16 protein-coding genes, 1 tRNA gene and 1 pseudogene are annotated in these 17,909 nt (G+C 70.5%); 11 read left to right on the top strand and 7 right to left on the bottom strand.

The window, feature by feature from the left end; all coding sequences use genetic code 11:
- Nucleotides 1-6 precede the first annotated feature (6 nt).
- The gene (locus tag ACWDYJ_RS00180; protein WP_451563150.1) at nucleotides 7-879 is read left to right on the top strand and encodes a rhomboid family intramembrane serine protease; all 873 of its coding nucleotides are present in this window, start codon (nucleotides 7-9) and stop codon (nucleotides 877-879) included.
- A 106-nt stretch (nucleotides 880-985) separates the two neighbouring features.
- Here the strand turns inward: ACWDYJ_RS00180 and crgA are convergent, their stop codons facing one another.
- Nucleotides 986-1,240 (bottom strand): cell division protein CrgA, encoded by a 255-nt coding sequence (gene crgA / locus ACWDYJ_RS00175; protein WP_451563149.1) that lies wholly within the window; start codon nucleotides 1,238-1,240, stop codon nucleotides 986-988.
- Nucleotides 1,241-1,331: 91 nt separating this feature from the next.
- On the opposite strand from crgA, the gene ACWDYJ_RS00170 reads away from it, so the two are divergent.
- The 6 genes and pseudogenes from ACWDYJ_RS00170 to ACWDYJ_RS00145 all read left to right on the top strand — a co-directional run bounded on the left by ACWDYJ_RS00170 (nucleotide 1,332) and on the right by ACWDYJ_RS00145 (nucleotide 5,286).
- The gene (locus ACWDYJ_RS00170) at nucleotides 1,332-2,108 is read left to right on the top strand and encodes a DUF881 domain-containing protein (protein WP_451563148.1); all 777 of its coding nucleotides are present in this window, start codon (nucleotides 1,332-1,334) and stop codon (nucleotides 2,106-2,108) included.
- A complete protein-coding gene (locus ACWDYJ_RS00165; protein ID WP_451563147.1) occupies nucleotides 2,077-2,799 on the top strand; it encodes a class E sortase in 723 nt (240 codons plus the stop codon). Before ACWDYJ_RS00170 ends, ACWDYJ_RS00165 begins: the two co-directional genes overlap by 32 nt.
- A 79-nt stretch (nucleotides 2,800-2,878) precedes the next feature.
- The gene (locus ACWDYJ_RS00160; protein ID WP_451563146.1) at nucleotides 2,879-3,055 is read left to right on the top strand and encodes a hypothetical protein; all 177 of its coding nucleotides are present in this window, start codon (nucleotides 2,879-2,881) and stop codon (nucleotides 3,053-3,055) included.
- On the top strand, nucleotides 3,052-3,690 hold the full coding sequence (locus ACWDYJ_RS00155) for an aminodeoxychorismate/anthranilate synthase component II (RefSeq protein WP_451563145.1): 639 nt from the start codon (nucleotides 3,052-3,054) through the stop codon (nucleotides 3,688-3,690). The genes ACWDYJ_RS00160 and ACWDYJ_RS00155 overlap by 4 nt, the downstream gene beginning before the upstream one ends.
- 158 nt (nucleotides 3,691-3,848) lie before the next feature.
- Nucleotides 3,849-4,541, top strand: a pseudogene (locus tag ACWDYJ_RS00150) (class E sortase); the annotation flags it as partial.
- Between the two features lie 13 nt (nucleotides 4,542-4,554).
- Nucleotides 4,555-5,286: a class E sortase gene (locus ACWDYJ_RS00145; protein ID WP_451563144.1), complete on the top strand. Its 732-nt coding sequence runs from the start codon at nucleotides 4,555-4,557 to the stop codon at nucleotides 5,284-5,286.
- A gap of 97 nt (nucleotides 5,287-5,383) precedes the next feature.
- Here the strand turns inward: ACWDYJ_RS00145 and pknB are convergent, their stop codons facing one another.
- From pknB to ACWDYJ_RS00115, 6 genes are all read right to left on the bottom strand, one after another.
- Nucleotides 5,384-7,438: a Stk1 family PASTA domain-containing Ser/Thr kinase gene (gene pknB, locus ACWDYJ_RS00140; protein ID WP_451563143.1), complete on the bottom strand. Its 2,055-nt coding sequence runs from the start codon at nucleotides 7,436-7,438 to the stop codon at nucleotides 5,384-5,386.
- A gap of 155 nt (nucleotides 7,439-7,593) precedes the next feature.
- Entirely contained in the window at nucleotides 7,594-9,057 is a 1,464-nt protein-coding gene (locus tag ACWDYJ_RS00135) for a peptidoglycan D,D-transpeptidase FtsI family protein (protein WP_451563142.1), read from the bottom strand.
- Complete coding sequence (locus tag ACWDYJ_RS00130; RefSeq protein ID WP_451563141.1) at nucleotides 9,054-10,478, bottom strand: FtsW/RodA/SpoVE family cell cycle protein; 1,425 nt, start codon at nucleotides 10,476-10,478, stop codon at nucleotides 9,054-9,056. Before ACWDYJ_RS00130 ends, ACWDYJ_RS00135 begins: the two co-directional genes overlap by 4 nt.
- A 31-nt stretch (nucleotides 10,479-10,509) precedes the next feature.
- A complete protein-coding gene (locus ACWDYJ_RS00125; protein ID WP_451563140.1) occupies nucleotides 10,510-11,973 on the bottom strand; it encodes a PP2C family protein-serine/threonine phosphatase in 1,464 nt (487 codons plus the stop codon).
- Nucleotides 11,974-12,111: 138 nt separating this feature from the next.
- Nucleotides 12,112-12,612, bottom strand: coding sequence for an FHA domain-containing protein FhaB/FipA (locus tag ACWDYJ_RS00120; RefSeq protein WP_451563139.1), 501 nt, complete (start codon nucleotides 12,610-12,612; stop codon nucleotides 12,112-12,114).
- A 10-nt stretch (nucleotides 12,613-12,622) separates the two neighbouring features.
- Complete coding sequence (locus ACWDYJ_RS00115; protein ID WP_451563138.1) at nucleotides 12,623-13,438, bottom strand: FhaA domain-containing protein; 816 nt, start codon at nucleotides 13,436-13,438, stop codon at nucleotides 12,623-12,625.
- 292 nt (nucleotides 13,439-13,730) lie between these two features.
- Here ACWDYJ_RS00115 and ACWDYJ_RS00110 point away from each other — a divergent pair.
- The 4 genes from ACWDYJ_RS00110 (at nucleotide 13,731) to ACWDYJ_RS00095 (ending at nucleotide 17,892) form a co-directional block, all read left to right on the top strand.
- Nucleotides 13,731-13,813 (top strand) — tRNA-Leu (locus ACWDYJ_RS00110).
- A 164-nt stretch (nucleotides 13,814-13,977) separates the two neighbouring features.
- Nucleotides 13,978-15,663 (top strand): sensor histidine kinase, encoded by a 1,686-nt coding sequence (locus ACWDYJ_RS00105; protein ID WP_451563350.1) that lies wholly within the window; start codon nucleotides 13,978-13,980, stop codon nucleotides 15,661-15,663.
- 8 nt (nucleotides 15,664-15,671) lie between these two features.
- Entirely contained in the window at nucleotides 15,672-16,331 is a 660-nt protein-coding gene (locus ACWDYJ_RS00100; RefSeq protein WP_451563137.1) for a response regulator transcription factor, read from the top strand.
- Between the two features lie 70 nt (nucleotides 16,332-16,401).
- A complete protein-coding gene (locus ACWDYJ_RS00095; RefSeq protein WP_451563136.1) occupies nucleotides 16,402-17,892 on the top strand; it encodes a DUF2252 domain-containing protein in 1,491 nt (496 codons plus the stop codon).
- The last annotated feature ends 17 nt before the right edge of the window (nucleotides 17,893-17,909 follow it).

Raw genomic sequence — 17,909 nt, 5'->3', positions numbered from 1 at the left:
GGACCGATGGACACCGACCGTCTGCCGGGCTGCTACCGCCACCCGGACCGCGACACGGGGATCAGCTGCACCCGCTGTGAGCGTCCCATCTGCCCGGAGTGCATGATCAGCGCCTCGGTCGGCTACCAGTGCCCCGAGTGCGTGCGGGGAGGTTCCGCCGCCGGTCACGCCCGCGTCGCGAACGCGCCGCGCACGATCGCGGGCGGCCTGGTCACCGCCGACCCGCACCTCGTCACCAAGATCCTGATCGGGATCAATGCGGTGGTGTTCCTCGCCGTGTACCGGATGCCGGAGCTGGCCATCCAGCTGGAGCTGCTCGGCCGCTACGTCGAGTACTTCGGCGCCCCTGTGGAAGGGGTGGCCACCGGCCAGTACCACCGGCTGCTGACCTCGGTGTTCCTGCATGTCCAGTGGTGGCACGTCATCGGCAACATGCTGGCCCTGTGGGTGATCGGCGGGCCGCTGGAGGCGGCCCTGGGCCGCGCCCGCTACCTGGTCCTCTACCTGCTGTCAGGGCTGGGCGGAAGCGCCGTGGTCTACCTGCTGACGGCGCCGAACACCCCGACGCTCGGCGCCTCGGGCGCCGTCTGCGGGCTGCTGGGCGCCACCGTGGTGCTCACCCGCCGGCTGCGGTACGACATGCGGCCGGTCATGATCACGCTCGGGTTCATGCTGCTGGTGACCTTCGTGCCGTTCGGTGGCTGGTCGGTGTCCTGGCAGGCCCACATGGGCGGTCTGGTGACCGGCGCGCTGGTCGCTGTGGGCATGCTCACGACCACCACCGGCAGGAACCGCACACTCGTCCAAGGGGGGACCTGCGTGGCGGTGTTCCTGCTGGCAGTGGCCCTGATCGTGGCCCGGACCGCCGAACTCACCTGATCACACCGGCGTCAACTCTCCACAGGGTTATCCACAGATCTTCTGTCTTTTCCTCAGGTGTGGATGACGCTGTGGATAACTCATGGGGAGAGCTTGCTTTACGGCGCTACTTCCACTGCGTGGAGACGCCGAATCCCGCCGCGATGAATCCAAAACCGACCACAATGTTCCAATTGCCCAGAGTCTCGATGGGCAGCTGGGTATCGGTCACGTAGAAGACGACGATCCACGCGAGGCCGATCAGGAAGAACGCCAGCATGACCGGGGCGACCCAGCTGCGGTTCGTCAGCCTGATCGTCTGCATCTGCTTCGCCGGCGGCGGCGTGTAGTCGTCCTTCTTGCGGATACGTGACTTCGGCACGAGGGGCTCTCCTGTCGATGCGCTGGGGACCTTGCCCGCCCCGGGCGTCCGTTAGCGTAGTGGACCTGTGGCGTAGAAGGAGAAGGGTACGTTGAGCGATTCCGACGACTCCTCCGCGGGTCCCCGTCGCCGGGCCAGACCGGTCCGGTTGCTGACGGCCGCCGTTTTCGCCCTGGCCGGTCTCATCTTCGTCACCAGTTTCAACACCTCCAAGGGTACGAACATCCGCACGGACGCATCACTCCTGAAGCTGTCCGACCTCATCCACGAGCGCAGCGCGAACAACGCCGCGCTCGAGAAGAGCGCCGCGGCCCTGCGCGGCCAGGTGGACTCCCTCGCCGAACGGGACGACGGCAGCACCAAGGCCGAGGACGCCAGGCTGGCCGCCCTGCGCACCGCCTCGGGCACCGAGGAGCTCTCCGGCAAGGGTCTGAGGGTGACCCTCAACGACGCGCCGCCGAACGCCACCGCCCGTGTCCCGGGCGTCCCCGAGCCGCAGCCGAACGACCTGGTGATCCACCAGCAGGACCTCCAGGCCGTGGTGAACGCCCTGTGGCTGGGCGGGGCCCAGGGCATCGAGGTCATGGGCCAGCGGCTGATCTCCACCAGCGCCGTGCGCTGCGTGGGCAACACCCTGATCCTCCAGGGCCGGGTGTACTCGCCCCCGTACACGGTGGCGGCGGTCGGCGACCCGGGTGAGCTGCGCAAGGCCCTCGATGCCTCGCCCGCCCTGCAGAACTACCAGCTGTACGTGAACGCGTACGGGCTCGGCTGGAAAGTGGACGAGCACAAGGCGCTGACACTGCCGGGCTACTCCGGCACAGTGGACCTCCACTATGCGAAGCCGCTGGAGTCCGCCGCACCCTGACGTCGTACTGCGCCTGGTGGTACGGACGTTCAGCGAGGTGTGCCTGACGGCCGGGACGCTGATCGTGCTGTTCGTGGCCTACGTGCTGCTGTGGACCGGCGTGAAGGCCGACCGGGCCATGGACGCCGAGCGGGACGGGCTGCGCGACCGCTGGGCGGCGGCCCCGGCCCCCGCTGCTGCCCCGGTGCGGGCGTCCCCCGAGCCGCCGCCCCCGGCCCACCCGGCGGGACAGGCCTTCGCCGAGATGTACATCCCCCGCTTCGGCCGGGACTGGAGCAAGCCGGTCCTGGAGGGCACGGACGCCGAACTGCTGAAGAAGGGCCTCGGCCACTACACGGGCACCGCCCGCCCCGGCGGCGCCGGCAACTTCGCCGTCGCGGGCCACCGGCGGACGTACGGGGACCCCTTCAAGGACATCCCCCGGCTGCGCCCCGGGGACACCGTGATCGTCCGGGACGCGACCGACTGGTACACGTACACGGTCCGGGCCGAGCCGCTGCGCACCCTGCCCACCGACGTCGGAGTGGTCGAAGCGGTGCCGGAGAAATCCCCCTTCACCACTCCCGGCCGGTATCTGACCCTGACCACCTGCGAGCCGGAGTGGGGCCACAGCCACCGGCTGATCGTCTGGGCCGAGCTCACGGGAAGCCGCAGGGCGGCGCCGGTCAGAACAGAGGGATTGCCCAGGTGACCCCCTCCGTGGGGCCGCTGCCTTTAGGCTGTTGCGGTACCGCCCCCGCGGTGCGTGGAGCGAGAGGGACGCGGACGGAATGTACGGCTGGATCTGGCGGCATCTGCCGGGCAACGCGTGGGTACGCGCGGCGATCTCTCTCGTACTGGCCCTGGCGGTGGTGTTCGTGCTGTTCCAGTACGTCTTCCCGTGGGCCGAGCCGCTCCTTCCGTTCAACGATGTGACGGTGGACGAGGGATCGGGAGCCACTCCGTGAGCGCGCGCATTCTGGTTGTCGACAATTACGACAGCTTTGTCTTCAATCTCGTGCAGTACCTCTACCAGCTCGGCGCCGAATGCGAGGTGCTGCGCAACGACGAGGTCGAGCCGGCGCACGCCCAGGACGGCTTCGACGGCGTGCTGCTCTCCCCGGGACCGGGCACGCCGGAGGAAGCGGGCGTCTGCGTCGACATGGTCCGCCACTGCGCGGACACGGGCGTCCCGGTCTTCGGAGTCTGCCTCGGCATGCAGTCCATGGCGGTCGCCTACGGAGGCGTCGTGGGCCGGGCTCCCGAGCTGCTGCACGGCAAGACCTCGCCCGTGGTGCACGAGGGGCTGGGCGTCTTCGCCGGGCTCCCGTCGCCCTTCACCGCGACCCGCTACCACTCGCTCGCGGCCGAGCCCGGGACCCTGCCGGACGCGCTGGAGGTCACGGCGCGCACGGAGGACGGGATCATCATGGGCCTGCGGCACCGCGAGCACGACGTGGAGGGTGTGCAGTTCCACCCCGAGTCGGTGCTGACCGAGTGGGGCCACCGGATGCTCGCGAACTGGCTCGTGCGCTGCGGTGACGCCGGCGCCGTCGAGCGGTCGGTGGGGCTGGCCCCGGTGGTGGGCAAGGCCGTCGCGTGACGACGGTCGCGCCGTCCGCGCCCACCGGGGGCCGGGCCGCGCGGCGCAAGGCAGCGCAGGAGGCCGCGAAGCGTACGCACGCGCGGGCGCGCGGCTCGGCCTTCGGTGGGCGCGGGCGGGGCCGCAGGAGGGCCCGCCCACGCTCCGGCGGGCCGGTTGTGGTGCTGAGCCGCGCGGTCGGGGAGCTCTTCATCACCACGGGCCTGGTGATGCTGCTGTTCGTCACCTACCAGCTCTGGTACACCAACCTGCTGGCGGAGCGGACCGCGAACGGCGCCGCGGGCTCGCTGCGGCAGACCTGGGAACGGGATCCGGCTCCGCAGGGCGCGGGGACCGCCGCGGCGCCGCCGGTGACGGCCTTCGAGCCGGGGCAGGGTTTCGCCATCCTGCACATCCCGAAGCTGGACCTGAAGGTGCCGGTGGCGGAGGGGATCAGCAAGCCGAAGGTGCTGGACCGGGGGATGGTCGGACACTACGGCGAGGGCGCCCTGAAGACGGCGATGCCGTCCGACAAGCAGGGCAACTTCGCGGTCGCCGGGCACCGGAACACGCACGGCGAGCCGTTCCGCTACATCAACAAGCTGGTGCCGGGGGATCCGATCGTGGTGGAGACGCGGGACGCGTACTACACGTACGAGATGACCTCGGCGCTGCCGCAGACCCCGCCGACGAACGTCTCGGTGATCAAGCCGGTGCCCGACGGGTCCGGATTCACCGGCGAGGGCCGGTACATCACGCTGACGACCTGCACTCCCGAGTTCACGAGCACCTACCGGATGATCGTATGGGGCAGGATGACCGAAGAACGCCCCCGCAGCCAGGGTGCTCCGCCCGCGCTGACCAGCCCGTAAGGACGAATCCGCAGTGTCTCGTGCCCGCCGCCGCTCCGCAGCGCCGCCCCGCAACCGCAGTGTGACCGCCGGTTTCCTGAGTCTGCTGGGGGAGCTTCTGATCACGGTGGGCCTGGTCCTGGCCCTGTTCGTGGCGTACTCGCTGTGGTGGACGAACGTCCTCGCCGACCGGCAGGCGTCGGCGCGCGGCGACGCGATCCGCCGGCAGTGGCAGACGTCGGCGCCCGCCCCGGACGCGCCCGCGCAGCCGGGGGCCCTCGACACCAAGGACGGGATCGGCTTCCTGCACGTGCCGGCGATGGACAGCGGCGAGGTGCTCGTCAAGCCGGGCACGGCGCCGGAGACCCTGAACAACGGCGTGGCCGGGTACTACACGGAGCCGGTGAAGTCGGCGCTGCCCTGGGACCAGAAGGGCAACTTCTCGCTGGCCGCGCACCGGGACGGGCACGGGGCGAAGTTCCACAACATCGACAAGGTGAAGAACGGCGACGCGATCGTCTTCGAGACGCGGGACACCTGGTACGTGTACAAGGTCTTCGCCGAGCTGCGCCAGACCTCGAAGTACAACGTGGACGTCCTCAACCCGGTCCCGAAGGAGTCGGGCAAGACCGGCCCCGGGCGCTACATCACCCTGACGACCTGCACGCCGGTGTACACCTCGAAGTACCGCTACATCGTGTGGGGCGAGCTGGTACGGACCGAGAAGGTGGACGCGAAGCGCACGCTACCGGCCGAGCTGCGCTGAGCCGAGGCTGGCGCGACAACGGGTCGGGCCCGGCCCCCGCGGAGCGGGGAGCCGGGCCCGACGGCGCTGTGTCGCATCGCGGGGGTGGGGGGACCGGCTAGCGGCCGCCGATGCCTCCGAAGAAGCCGCCGTTGTTGCCGCCGTTGTTGTTGCCGCCGTCGTCCTGGCCGCCGCCGCCCGCCATGGTGGTGACGTTGACGGCCGAGCCCGGCTGGACCGGGGCGTTGACCGGCGGGTCGGAGGTCAGGACCCTGGCGTTCTCGTCGTTCGGGCCCGCCAGGACCGTGCCGAAGACCAGGCCCTTGCTGATCAGGATGGCCCTCGCCTGCGCGACGGTCCTGCCGGCCAGCGGCGGGACGGTGGTCGGCGCCGCGGCGGCCTTGGAGATCGTGACATTGACCGAGCTGCCCGGCTTGACCTGCTCGCCGGGCGGGAACTGCTGGGAGAAGACCGTCTTCGGCGCGACCGCCGGGTTGTCGGCCTCGGTGACGCTCCCGAGCTTGAGGCCCACGTCCGTGAGGGCCTTGGAGGCCAGCTCCTTGGTCTTGCCGGTGAGGTCGGGCACAGCGGCCTTCGACACCGCCTTGGCCACGGTCAGCGTGACGACCGAACCCTTCTCGGCCTCGCTGCCGCTCTTGGGGTCCTGGTCCAGCACGGTGTCGACGGTCCGCTCGGACTCCTGGGTCTTCTTCTCGACCTGGAAGCCCTTCTCCCTCAGCTCGGCCTCGGCCTGCTCGAACTTCATGCTGAGGACGTCGAGCACCTTGACCTTGGGCGCGCCCGAGGAGACCTTGACCTTGATCGTGAAGCCGGAGTCGACCTTGGTGTCAGGGGGTGGGTTCTGCGAGCAGATGCGACCCTTGGGCTGGCCGTCGCAGGCTTCGTCCCCCTCCTTCTCCACCTTGAGGCCGACTCTCGTACCGCGCTGTTGCGCCGCCTCGAGGGTCTCGCCGATGAGCTTGGGCACGTTGGGACGGTTGTCCGCCTTGTCGCCGAAGAGGGACTGGCCGATCAGGATGGCCCCGACCAGCACGAGGACACCGGCGAGGACGAGCAGGATCGTCGAGGCCCGGCTCTTCTTCTGGCGGCGGCCGTGGCCCTGGTCGTACCCGCCGTGGCCCTGGCCCGCGTACCCGGCGGACCCGCTGTATCCGCCGTCGCCCGGAGGCATCGGCGGGAGCATGGAGGTCTGGCCGGCGTCGGGGGAGCGCAGGGCGGTGGTGGGCTGGTCGTAGCCCTGGTGACCGTAGCCGTGGCCCTGGTCGGGGTAGCCGTATCCGCCGACGCCCATGGAGGCGGTGGCGGCGACGGGCTGGCCTTCGAGGCAGGCCTCGATGTCGGCCCGCATCTCGTCGGCCGACTGGTAGCGGTAGTCGGGGTCCTTGACCAGTGCCTTGAGGACGATGGCGTCCATCACGGGCGTGATCTCGGGGTCGAAGTTCGACGGCGGCTGGGGCTCTTCGCGTACGTGCTGGTAGGCGACGGCCACGGGGGAGTCCCCGACGAACGGCGGCCGGACACTGAGCAGTTCGTAGAGCAGGCAGCCCGCGGAGTAGAGGTCGGAGCGCGCGTCGACCTGCTCGCCCTTGGCCTGCTCCGGGGAGAGGTACTGGGCGGTGCCGATGACGGCGGCCGTCTGCGTCATGGTCATGCCGGAGTCGCCCATGGCGCGGGCGATGCCGAAGTCCATGACCTTGACCTGGCCGGTCCGGGTGAGCATGACGTTGGCGGGCTTGATGTCGCGGTGCACGATGCCGGCGCGGTGCGAGTACTCGAGGGCCTGGAGGATGCCGATGCACATCTCCAGGGTCCGCTCGGGCAGCAGCTTGCGGCCGGAGTGCAGCAGCTCGCGCAGGGTGGACCCGTCGACGTACTCCATCACGATGTACGGGATGGAGATGTTGTCGACGTAGTCCTCGCCGGTGTCGTAGACCGCGACGATCGCCGGGTGGTTGAGCGATGCGGCCGACTGGGCCTCGCGGCGGAACCGGGCCTGGAAGGACGGGTCGCGGGCGAGGTCGGCGCGCAGGGTCTTGACGGCGACGGTACGGCCGAGCCGGGTGTCGTGACCGAGGTAGACCTCGGCCATGCCACCACGGCCGAGCACGTGGCTCAGCTCGTACCGGCCGCCGAGGCGACGCGGCTCTTCCATAACTTGCAGCCCTCTCCGTCAGTCCCGACCGCACCGGTGTGTGGTCCGGCGGTGTGCTGTTCGCGGCAAGGCTACCGGCCGATCGAGGGTGATCGGTTCGTGACCACAGGCTGATATCGGACCGGTACCGAGCGCTCGGATCCTGTCTCGGCTCCTCATGCCTTGCTCTTCAGCACGGCTTCCATCACGGCCTTGGCGACCGGCGCGGCCTGGCCGCCGCCGCTGATGTCCTCGCGGTCGGCGGCGCTGTCCTCGATGACGACGGCGACGGCGACGGGCGAGGAGCCGTCGGGGTTCTCGGCGTAGGAGATGAACCAGGCGTAGGGGCGCTTGGCGTTCTTCTCGCCGTGCTGGGCGGTGCCGGTCTTGCCGCCGACGGTGACGCCCTTGATCTTGGCCTTGTCGCCCGTGCCGTTCTCGACGACGTTGACCATCATCTGCTGGAGCTTCTGCGCGTTGGCGGCGCTGAGCGGACGGCTCATCTCGGCCGGCTCGTGCTTCTCGATCACGTCGAGGTTCGGCGCGGTGAGCTGGTCGACCATGTACGGCTTCATCAGCTTGCCGTCGTTCGCGATGGCCGCGGTGACCATGGCCATCTGGAGCGGGGTGGCGGCGGTGTTGAACTGGCCGATGGAGCTCTGGGCGTTGCCGTCCTTGCCCATCGTCTTGTCGTAGACGCTGGCGAAGGCGCGGACCGGGGTGTCGATCTTGTCGTTGTTGAAGCCGAACTTCTGGGCCGTCTCGACCATCTTGTCGCGGCCGACCTTGTCGCCGAGGTTGGCGAAGACCGAGTTGCAGGAGACCCGCAGCGCGTTGTTCAGGCTGGACTTCTCGCAGCCGGTGGCGTGGTTGACCATCGGGGTCCTGGTGCCGGGCAGGATGTACGGCTCAGGGGTGTCCGTGGGGGCGTCGATGTCGGTGACGACGTCGTTCTCCAGGGCGGCGGCGGCCGTGACCACCTTGAAGGTGGAGCCCGGCGGGTAGGTCTCGCGCAGGGCGCGGTTGACGAGGTTCTTGTCCTCGCTGTCCTTGAGCGCGATCCAGGCCTTCTCGTCGTTCTTGGAGTTGCCGGCGAAGCTCGACGGGTCGTAGGACGGCGTGCTGACCAGGGCCAGGATGGCGCCGGTGCGCGGGTCGATGGCCGCGACGGCGCCCTTCTTGCTGCCGAGCTTCTCGTAGGCGGCCTTCTGCGCGGCGGCGTTCAGGGTGGTGACGACGTTGCCGCCCTGCTTCTTCTCGCCGGTGAACATGCCGATGGTCCGGTCGAAGAAGAGCCGGTCGTCGTTGCCGGTGAGGATGCCGTCGTCGAGGGACTCGAGCTGGGTGGAGCCGTAGGCCTGCGAGGCGTACCCGGTGACGGGCGCCCAGAGGGGGCCGTCGAGGTAGGTCCGCTTGAACTTGTAGTCGCTGCCGTCCGTGACGGCCGAGCCGGTGATGGGCTGGCCCTCGACGATGATGTTGCCGCGCTCGGTGGCGTACTGGGCGATCTGGACCCGGCGGTTCTCCTTGCGGGTGCTGAGTTCCTCGGCCTGGACGTACTGCAGCCAGTTGGTCCGGATCAGCAGCGCGAGGACGAGCAGCCCGCAGAACAGCGAGATGCGGCGCAGGGGCTTGTTCATGACGGGCGGACCACCTGGGTCATCTCGGAGTCGGGGGACGGGGCGGGGGCCGGGGCCGGGCGGCGTGCGGTGTCGCTGATCCGGATGAGGACGGCGATGAGGATCCAGTTCGCGAGGACGGAGGAGCCGCCCGACGCGAGGAACGGCATGGTCATGCCGGTCAGGGGGATGAGGCCCATGACCCCGCCGGCGACGACGAAGATCTGGAGGGCGAAGGCGCCCGACAGCCCGATGGCGAAGAGCTTGCCGAAGGGGTCGCGGGCGGCGAGGGCGGTGCGGACACCCCGCTCGATGATCAGCCCGTAGAGCAGCAAGAAGGCCATGACGCCGGTGAGGCCGAGTTCTTCGCCGACGGTGGAGAAGATGAAGTCGGAGTTGGCGGCGAATCCGATGAGGTCGGAGTTGCCCTGTCCCCAGCCGGTGCCGAGCACTCCGCCCGAACCGAAGCTCATGATCGACTGGCCGACCTGCTCACAGGCACCGGAGTCGGCGTAGCAGCCGAAGGGGTCGAGCCAGGCGTCCACGCGGGCCTGGACGTGGCTGGCGAAAGAGGCCACCACCACGGCCCCGCCCATCGACATGAGCAGGCCGATGACGATCCAGCTCGTCCGCTCGGTGGCCACGTACAGCATGATCACGAACATGCCGAAGAAGAGCAGCGAGGTGCCGAGGTCGTTCTCGAAGACGAGGACGAGCAGGCTCATCGCCCAGATCATCAGGATCGGGCCGAGGTCGCGGCCGCGCGGCAGGTAGAGGCCCATGAACCGGCGGCTGGCCAGGGCCAGGGCGTCGCGCTTGACCATCAGGTAGCCGGCGAAGAAGATCGCGATGACGATCTTCGCGAACTCGCCGGGCTGGATGGAGAAGCCGCCGACGCTGATCCAGATCTTGGCGCCGAAGACGTCCGCGCCGAGACCCGGGATGACGGGCAGGATCAGCAGGATCAGCGAGGCCGCCATGGAGATGTACGTGAACCGCTGGAGGACGCGGTGGTCCTTCAGGACCAGCAGCACCACGGCGAACAGGGCGATGGCGAGCGCCGTGTAGAGCATCTGGCGCGGGGCGGACTCCGTGAAGGCGCCGAAGCTGTTCTTGGCGAGGTTCTGCAGCCGCTCGGACTGGTCGAGCCGCCAGATCAGTACGACGCCGAGTCCGTTGAGGAGGGTGGCGAGCGGCAGCAGCAACGGGTCGGCGTACTTGGCGTAGCGGCGTACGACGAGGTGGGCGATGCCGGCGAGAACGGCGAAGCCGAGTCCGTAGAGCAGCATGCCCGGGGGCAGCTCGCCGTGGATGGCCAGGCCCACATTGGCGTAGGCGAAGATCGGGATGACCACGGCGAAGCCGAGCAGCAGGAGCTCGGTGTTCCGCCGGCTCGGCGCCTCGATGGCGCCGATGGTGGTCGTGTTGGTGACAACGCTCATGGTGTGGCAGGCCCCCTGTGCCCGCGTATGTCTACTGCTTTTCGCACAGGCCGACCAGCTGCTGCTCCGCAGGGGTCAGGCCGGGGCCGGGTGGCTGGGTGTTCTGCGCTTCGGCGGCGCGGCGGGCCTCGTCCTTCTTGCAGGCGGAGACCTGGGTGCCGAGCTCGTCGATCTTCTTGCGGGCGCCGTCGAGGCTGTCCTCGCTGATGGTGGCCTCGACCAGTTTGCGCTTGAAGGGCGGTAGGTACTTCAGTTCGATGTCGGGGTGGTCGGTCTCCACCTTGGAGAGGTGGATCCAGGCCAGGTTCTGGCTGATGCCGCGGTACAGCGCGACGTGATCACCCTTGATCCCGACGTAGTACTGGGTCTGCGTCCAGCGGTGCGCGGCATAGAGGCCGCCGCCGACGACACCGGCCACGAGGAGCAGGATCAGCGTGCGGGTGGCCCACTTGCGCCCTTTGCCGCGACGCCTGCGCGGGTGGTCGTACGTGTCCTCGTAACTCGAGTCGCCGTCGTAGGCGTCCGCTTCGCCGAAGCTTCCGTACGCGCCGCCGCCCTGGCTCTGGTCGGGGAATCCGTAGCCGGGGGTCTCGCCGCTGCCGGGAGGGCCGAAGGCGCCGGCGGGCGGCGCGGCCTGGCGGCCGAGGCCCGAGGCGCGGCCGGCCGGGGTCTGCATGGCGTTGCCGCCGTCGAAGAGCTGGTGCTGGTTCTCTGCGACCGCGCCGACGACGACCGGGGTGTCGCTCAGCTGGGCGGCGAGGGTGTCGCCGCTGTCGGTGTCGAGCACGTCCGCCACGATGCAGGTGATGTTGTCCGGACCGCCGCCGCGCAGGGCGAGCTGGATCAGGGACTGCACCGTCTCGTGGGGGCCGTGGTAGTCGGCGAGGGTCTCTTCCAGGGTCTGGTGGGAGACCACGCCGGACAGGCCGTCGGAGCAGATGAGGTAGCGGTCGCCCGCCCGGACCTCGCGGATGGACAGGTCCGGTTCCACGATGTCGCCGCTGCCGAGCGCCCTCATGAGGAGGGAGCGCTGCGGGTGGGTCGTGGCCTCTTCCTCGGTGATCCGGCCCTCGTCGACGAGGCGCTGCACCCAGGTGTGGTCCTGGGTGATCTGCGTGAGGACGCCGTCGCGCAGCAGGTACGCGCGGGAGTCGCCGACGTGGACGAGCCCGAGCCGCTGGCCGGTCCACAGCAGGGCGGTGAGCGTGGTGCCCATGCCCTCGAGCTGGGGATCCTCCTCGACCATGAGCCGCAGCTGGTCGTTGGCGCGCTGCACGGCGACGCTGAGCGCGGTGAGGATGTCGGAGCCCGGGACGTCGTCGTCGAGCTGCACGAGCGTCGAGATCACCTCGGAGCTGGCCACTTCGCCGGCGGCCTGGCCGCCCATGCCGTCGGCGATCGCGAGGAGCCGGGGACCGGCGTAGCCGGAGTCCTCGTTGCCCTCGCGGATCATGCCTTTGTGCGATCCGGCGGCGAAGCGCAGGGACAGACTCATGCGCACCTCGCCTGTCGGCTCCGGGTACAACCGGTCTCGAGCCACACTGCCCACCCTCCGGTCGGGAGCGCGCACAGGTCCGTGTCCCCGGGGGGACGGACCGCCGCGGCTCGCTCGCTCCGCTCGCTCATTCTGTTACTACTTCCGCAGCTCGATGACGGTCTTGCCGATGCGGATCGGTGCGCCCGGCGGAATGGGCGTCGGGGTGGTCAGCCGGGTCCGGTCGAGATACGTGCCGTTGGTGGACCCGAGATCCTCGACGATCCACTGGCCGTCACGGTCGGGGTAGATCCTGGCATGCCTGCTGGAGGCATAGTCGTCGTCCAGCACGATCGTGGAGTCGTGGGCACGGCCCAGCGTGATCGTCTGGCCGGCGAGGGCCACCGTGGTTCCCGTGAGGGTGCCCTCGGAGACGACCAGCTTGGTCGGCGCACCGCGGCGCTGGCGCTGCTGCGGAGGCGCGGCGGCCTGCCGCCCCGTCTGCTGCGGCGCGCTGGTGGCGCCGCCACGGCGGGAGCCGCGTTGCGTGACTCTCGTTCCGAAGAGGTCGCTGCGGATGACCTGTACGGCCACGATGACGAACAGCCACAGAACGGCCAGGAAACCCAACCGCATGACCGTCAGGGTCAGCTCTGACATTGCCCCCGCTTCACCCTTCGGCTTGCCGATAAATGATGGTGGTGCTGCCCACGACGATCCGCGAGCCGTCGCGGAGCGTAGCGCGGGTGGTGTGCTGTCCGTCCACCACGATGCCGTTGGTGGACCCGAGATCCTGGATCGTCGGGGGTGTTCCGGTCCGGATCTCACAGTGCCGGCGCGATACGCCGGGGTCGTCGATCCGCACATCGGCCTCGGTGCTTCGGCCGAGTACGAGCGTGGGGCGCGAGATCTGGTGGCGGTTGCCGTTGATCTCGATCCAGCGGCGCGTGGTGCCTGGGGCACCGGTGGGTGCGGGAGCACCCGCGCCGGGACGGGCACCCGGTCCGCCCGGGGGCGGTCCGGGAGGCATGGGCGGGGCGGCGACCGGCGGTGGATAGCCGTAACCGCCCTGCTGCTGGCCCTGTGGGGCCTGCGGGGCCGCCTGGGAGGTGCTGGAGGCCAGGGTACGACTGCGGACCCGGTAGAGCCCGGTGTCGAGGTCGTCGGCCTTCTCCAGTTGGACCTTGATGGGCCCCATGAAGCTGTAGCGCTGCTGCTTGGCGTAGTCGCGGACGAGGCCCGCGAGCTCGTCGCCGAGCTGGCCGGAGTAGGGGCTCAGGCGGTCGTAGTCACCGGCGCTCAGCTCCACGATGAAGTCGTTGGGGACGACGGTCCGCTCGCGGTTCCAGATGGTGGCGTTGTTGTCGCACTCACGCTGGAGGGCGCCGGCGATCTCCACCGGCTGGACCTCGGACTTGAACACCTTGGCGAAGGTGCCGTTCACCAGACCTTCGAGTCGCTGCTCGAACCGCTTCAGGACTCCCATGGGGCACCTCCTCCGTCGTTGTCGCCCTGTACTGCTTACTGATCGTATCCACGCGTGGCGGATTCGGCTGGTTCCCCATCAGTCCTGTGTGCAGGAGTGTTGGTCCTCACAAGGGATCGTAGGGGGGCTCCAGGGACAGTGTCCCGCACCCGGCGCGGACTGCGGGAGGGGCCTTCGTGGCGGGGGTGCGGAGGTGCGGGAAAGCGATGTGATTCCACCCCGTTCTACGTGCTAATGTTTCGACGTCGCCAGGGGAACGGCCCGAAAGGGAAGAACCACTGGGGAGCTGCTCGGGCGAGTGGCGGAACGGCAGACGCGCTGGCTTCAGGTGCCAGTGTCCTTCGGGACGTGGGGGTTCAAATCCCCCCTCGCCCACATCGGGGAAGCCTCGATCCGGAATCCGGATCGGGGCTTCTCGCATTGTGGGCCTGGACACGTTTTCCGGCCGTCCGACTTTCGTCGCGCGGCGCACGACGAAAGAGGGCGGCCGTCGGCGTACCCCCGTGTCTAGGGTCGGTCGCGTGGATGCGACGGCGAGGATGCGTGCGGGCTGGGACTGGCTGAAGGGCCCGGAGCCCTGGTCCCGGCGCAGGGTGGCGGGGGATCTGACCGTTGCCGCGGTGATGGCGCTGCTCGGCGTCGGTCTCGACGAGCTGAGCAACAGCTCCCGGCCGGAGATGGTCGCGGCCGTCGTGACCGTCGTGGTGCTGACGCTGCTGCGCCGACGCCTGCCGGCGACCACGCTGGTCGCGGCGTCGGCGGCGACGGCGTTCCTGCCCGGGGTGCTCCTGGTGACGATCCTGCTGGGCTGGTCCGCAGGCCACCGGATCGTCGGAGTGGGCCGCGCACTGGGCGCCTTCGTCCTGGCCTTCCTCGCGGCGGTCGGTCTCGGCCTGGTCGCCGAGTGGTCGCAGACGCGGGCCCTGTTGCTGATCGTGTTCTCCACCCTCATGTTCCTGGCGTTGACGGCGATGCCGGGGCTGGCCAGCCGGTACTGGCATCAGCGCCGGACGCTGCTGAGCGCGCTCCAGGAGCGCAACAGCCGTCTGCTGCGCGAGCGGACGATGGTGGCCGGGCAGGCCAGGCTGCGGGAGCGGCAGCGGATCGCCCAGGACATGCACGACAGCCTGGGCCACCAGCTGGCGCTGATCTCGGTGCACACGGGGGCACTGGAGGTGGACCCCGTGCTCACCGACCGTCAGCGCGAGGCGGTGGGGGTGCTGCGGGCGGCCTCGGTGGCGGCGATGCACGAACTGCGCGAGGTCGTCGGGATCCTGCGGGACGGCGTGGAGGCACCGGTCCCCGTGGAGGAGCCGCAGCCGGCCGCGCGCGGGGTGGCCGGAATCGCGGGCATCGTCGAAGCGGCGCGGGGTTCGGGGACCGACGTACGGCTCACCACGGCGGGCCGGCCCCGGCCGCTCGTCGCGGCCTGCGACCACGCGGCCTACCGGATCGTGCAGGAGGCGCTGACCAACGCCTACAAGCACGCACCGGGGGCCGCGATCACGGTGGCGCTGCGGTACGAGGACGACTCGCTGGTGGTGGAGATCGCCAACGGCCCGGCGGTCGGACCGGGCGCCGGTGAGGTGGTGTCCGGCGGGCAGGGTCTGACGGGGCTTCGGGAGCGGGCGCGGCTGGTCGGCGGCATGGTGCACGCCGGCGCCGCCGAGGGCGGGGGATTCCGGGTGGCCGGTGTGCTGCCGTACGGGACGGAGCCGGCCGGGCTCGTCGAGGACGTGGCCGACGATTTCGGCCAGCAGTCGCAGGCCCAGTACCAGGTCCAGGCGCAGAGGGCGGCGGGCGTGCCGACGATGGACTGGGCGGCGGTGGACCGCGAGCTGACGGGTCCGGTGCGCAGCCGGAGCGGGGGCGTCGCGATGGGCTGTGGGATCGCCGTCGCGGCGATGGTGCTGCTGATCATCGTGCTCGGGGCCGGAGTGGTGATGCTGGTGGGCTCGGCGGACAAGGCGATGATCTCCGAGGAGCAGTACGACGCGGTGCACGTGGGCGAGCCGGAGCAGGCCGTGCGCGAGCGGCTGCCGGACGGGGACAGTCTTTTGACGACGGGCCTGGGCGGCAAGGGACCGAAGCAGCCGCCGGGGACGGACTGTCTGGTGCTGTTGTCGACGCAGAGCACGCCGGAGCTGACCACCGACGCCGTTTTCCGGTTCTGCTTCAAGGACGGCAAGCTCGTCGAGAAGCAGGCTTACGAGGTCAAGCAGTAGGAGCGCGGGTGACAGCCAAGGTGATCCGAGTGGTGATCGCTGACGACGAGCCGCTGATCCGGGCCGGGATCAGGATGATCCTGACCTCGGCTCCGGACATCGAGGTCGTCGCGGAGGGGGCGAACGGCCGGGAGGCGGTGGAGTTGGTCCGGTCGCACGCCCCGGACGTGGTGCTGCTGGACATCCAGATGCCGGTGATGGACGGGCTGACGGCGCTGGGCGAGCTGGTGCGGACGGTGCCGGGCGTGCGGGCGCTGATCCTGACCACCTTCGGGGAGAAGGAGAACGTGCTGCGGGCGCTGGGCCAGGGAGGCGCCGGCTTCCTGCTGAAGGACTCGGCGCCCGGTGAGCTGATCGGCGCGGTCCGGGCGGCGGCCGCCGGGGACGCGTACCTCTCGCCCTCGGCGACCCGGCACGTGGTCGACCAGCTGGCGGCCGGTCAGGCCGCGGGTCGCGGCGAGGCGGCCCGGCGGCGTGTGGCGGAGCTCAGCGAACGGGAGCGCGGGGTGTTGGCGCTGCTGGGGGAGGGGCTGTCGAACGCGGACGCGGGCCGGCGGCTGCACATGAGCGAGGGCACGGTGAAGACGTACGTGAGCCGGATCCTCGCGAAGCTGGAGTGCGAGAACCGGGTCCAGGCCGCCCTGCTGGCCAGGGACGCCGGGCTGTAGATACGGTTCGGGCCGAAGATCGGCCGGGGCGGCCGGTGTGGCGCGACAGGTGTGGGTGGGGGCGGCGCGGATGGTGACGGTACCGGAGCAGTGCGCGGTGGGCGGCGTGGGCGGCGTGGACGGGGCGGCGGGCCCGGGCGGCGGGCGGATACCGCGCGTCGAGGGCTTCGCGCGCCGGACCGTGGCGAGTTCGCCGAAGGACGCCGGGAAGGCGCTGCGGGTGCGGGTACCGCGCGCGGCGCACGCACGGTTCGAGGCTCCGGCCGGGCGGCCGGACGCCGTGCGGGCGGTGGAGGAGTCCAACGTCGGCCGGGTCGCCGAGCTGACCCCGATACGGGTGGGCCGGATGGCCGCGAACCCCTTCGCGTTCCTGCGCGGTGCGGCCGGGCTGATGGCGCACGACCTGTCCGGCGGTCCGGTGACGGGGGTGGGCGCGCAGATCTGCGGAGACGCGCACGCCGCCAACTTCGGCCTGTACGGGGACGCGCGCGGCCGGCTCGTCATCGACCTGAACGACTTCGACGAGACCGTCTTCGGCCCGTGGGAGTGGGACGTGAAGCGGCTGGCGACCTCGCTGGTGCTGGCCGGGCGGGTGGCGGGCGCCGACGAGGACACCTGCCGGGCGGCGGCGCTGGACGCGGTGGGCGCGTACCGGCGCACCATGCGGCTGCTGGCGAGGCTCCCCGCGCTCGACGCGTGGAACGCCATCGCCGATGAGGAACTGGTCTCCCACACCGACGCCCGCGACCTGCTGGGCACCCTGGAACGGGTCTCGGCGAAGGCCCGCAACAACACCTCGGCGCGTTTCGCCGCCAAGTCGACCGAGGTGGTTCCCGACGGCGAGGCCGACGGGAACCGGCCCGACGGCGAATCGGCCCAGCGGCGGTTCGTCGACGCGCTGCCGGTGCTGCGCCGTGTAGGCGACGGAGAGGCGGCGGCCGTGGCCGCCGCGCTCGGCCCGTACCTGAAGACGTTGCCGGGGGACCGGCTGCCGCTGCTGGCCCGGTACGCGATCCACGACGTGGCCTTCCGCGTCGTCGGCACGGGAAGCGTGGGCACCCGCTCGTACGTGGTGCTGCTGCTGGACCACCGGGGGGAGCCGCTGGTGCTCCAGGTGAAGGAGGCGCGGCCGTCGGTGCTGCTGCCGTACCTGCCCGCGCTGGGCTTCCACGCCGCGGTGGAGGAGCACGAGGGCCGCCGGGTGGTGGCCGGGCAGAAGCGGATGCAGGTGGTCTCCGACATCCTGCTGGGCTGGACCACGGTGGAGGGGCGGCCCTTCCAGGTACGCCAGTTCCGCAACCGCAAGGGCAGCGTGGACCCGGCGGCGCTGGCCGTGGAGCAGATCGACGACTACGGGCGGATGACCGGCGCCCTGCTGGCCCGGGCGCACGCGCACAGCGCCGATCCGCGGCTGCTGGCCGCCTACTGCGGCAAGAACGAGGAGCTGGACGAGGCGATGGCCGCTTTCGCCGTGGCCTACGCCGACCGGACCGAGGCCGACCACGCGGACCTGGTGGCGGCGGTACGCAGCGGGCGGATCGCGGCGGAGGCCGGGGTCTGACGGGCGCCTCGAGGCGG

Source organism: Streptomyces sp. NPDC003042 (genome assembly GCF_053591315.1).
This window is presented reverse-complemented; position numbering and strand designations above follow the sequence as displayed.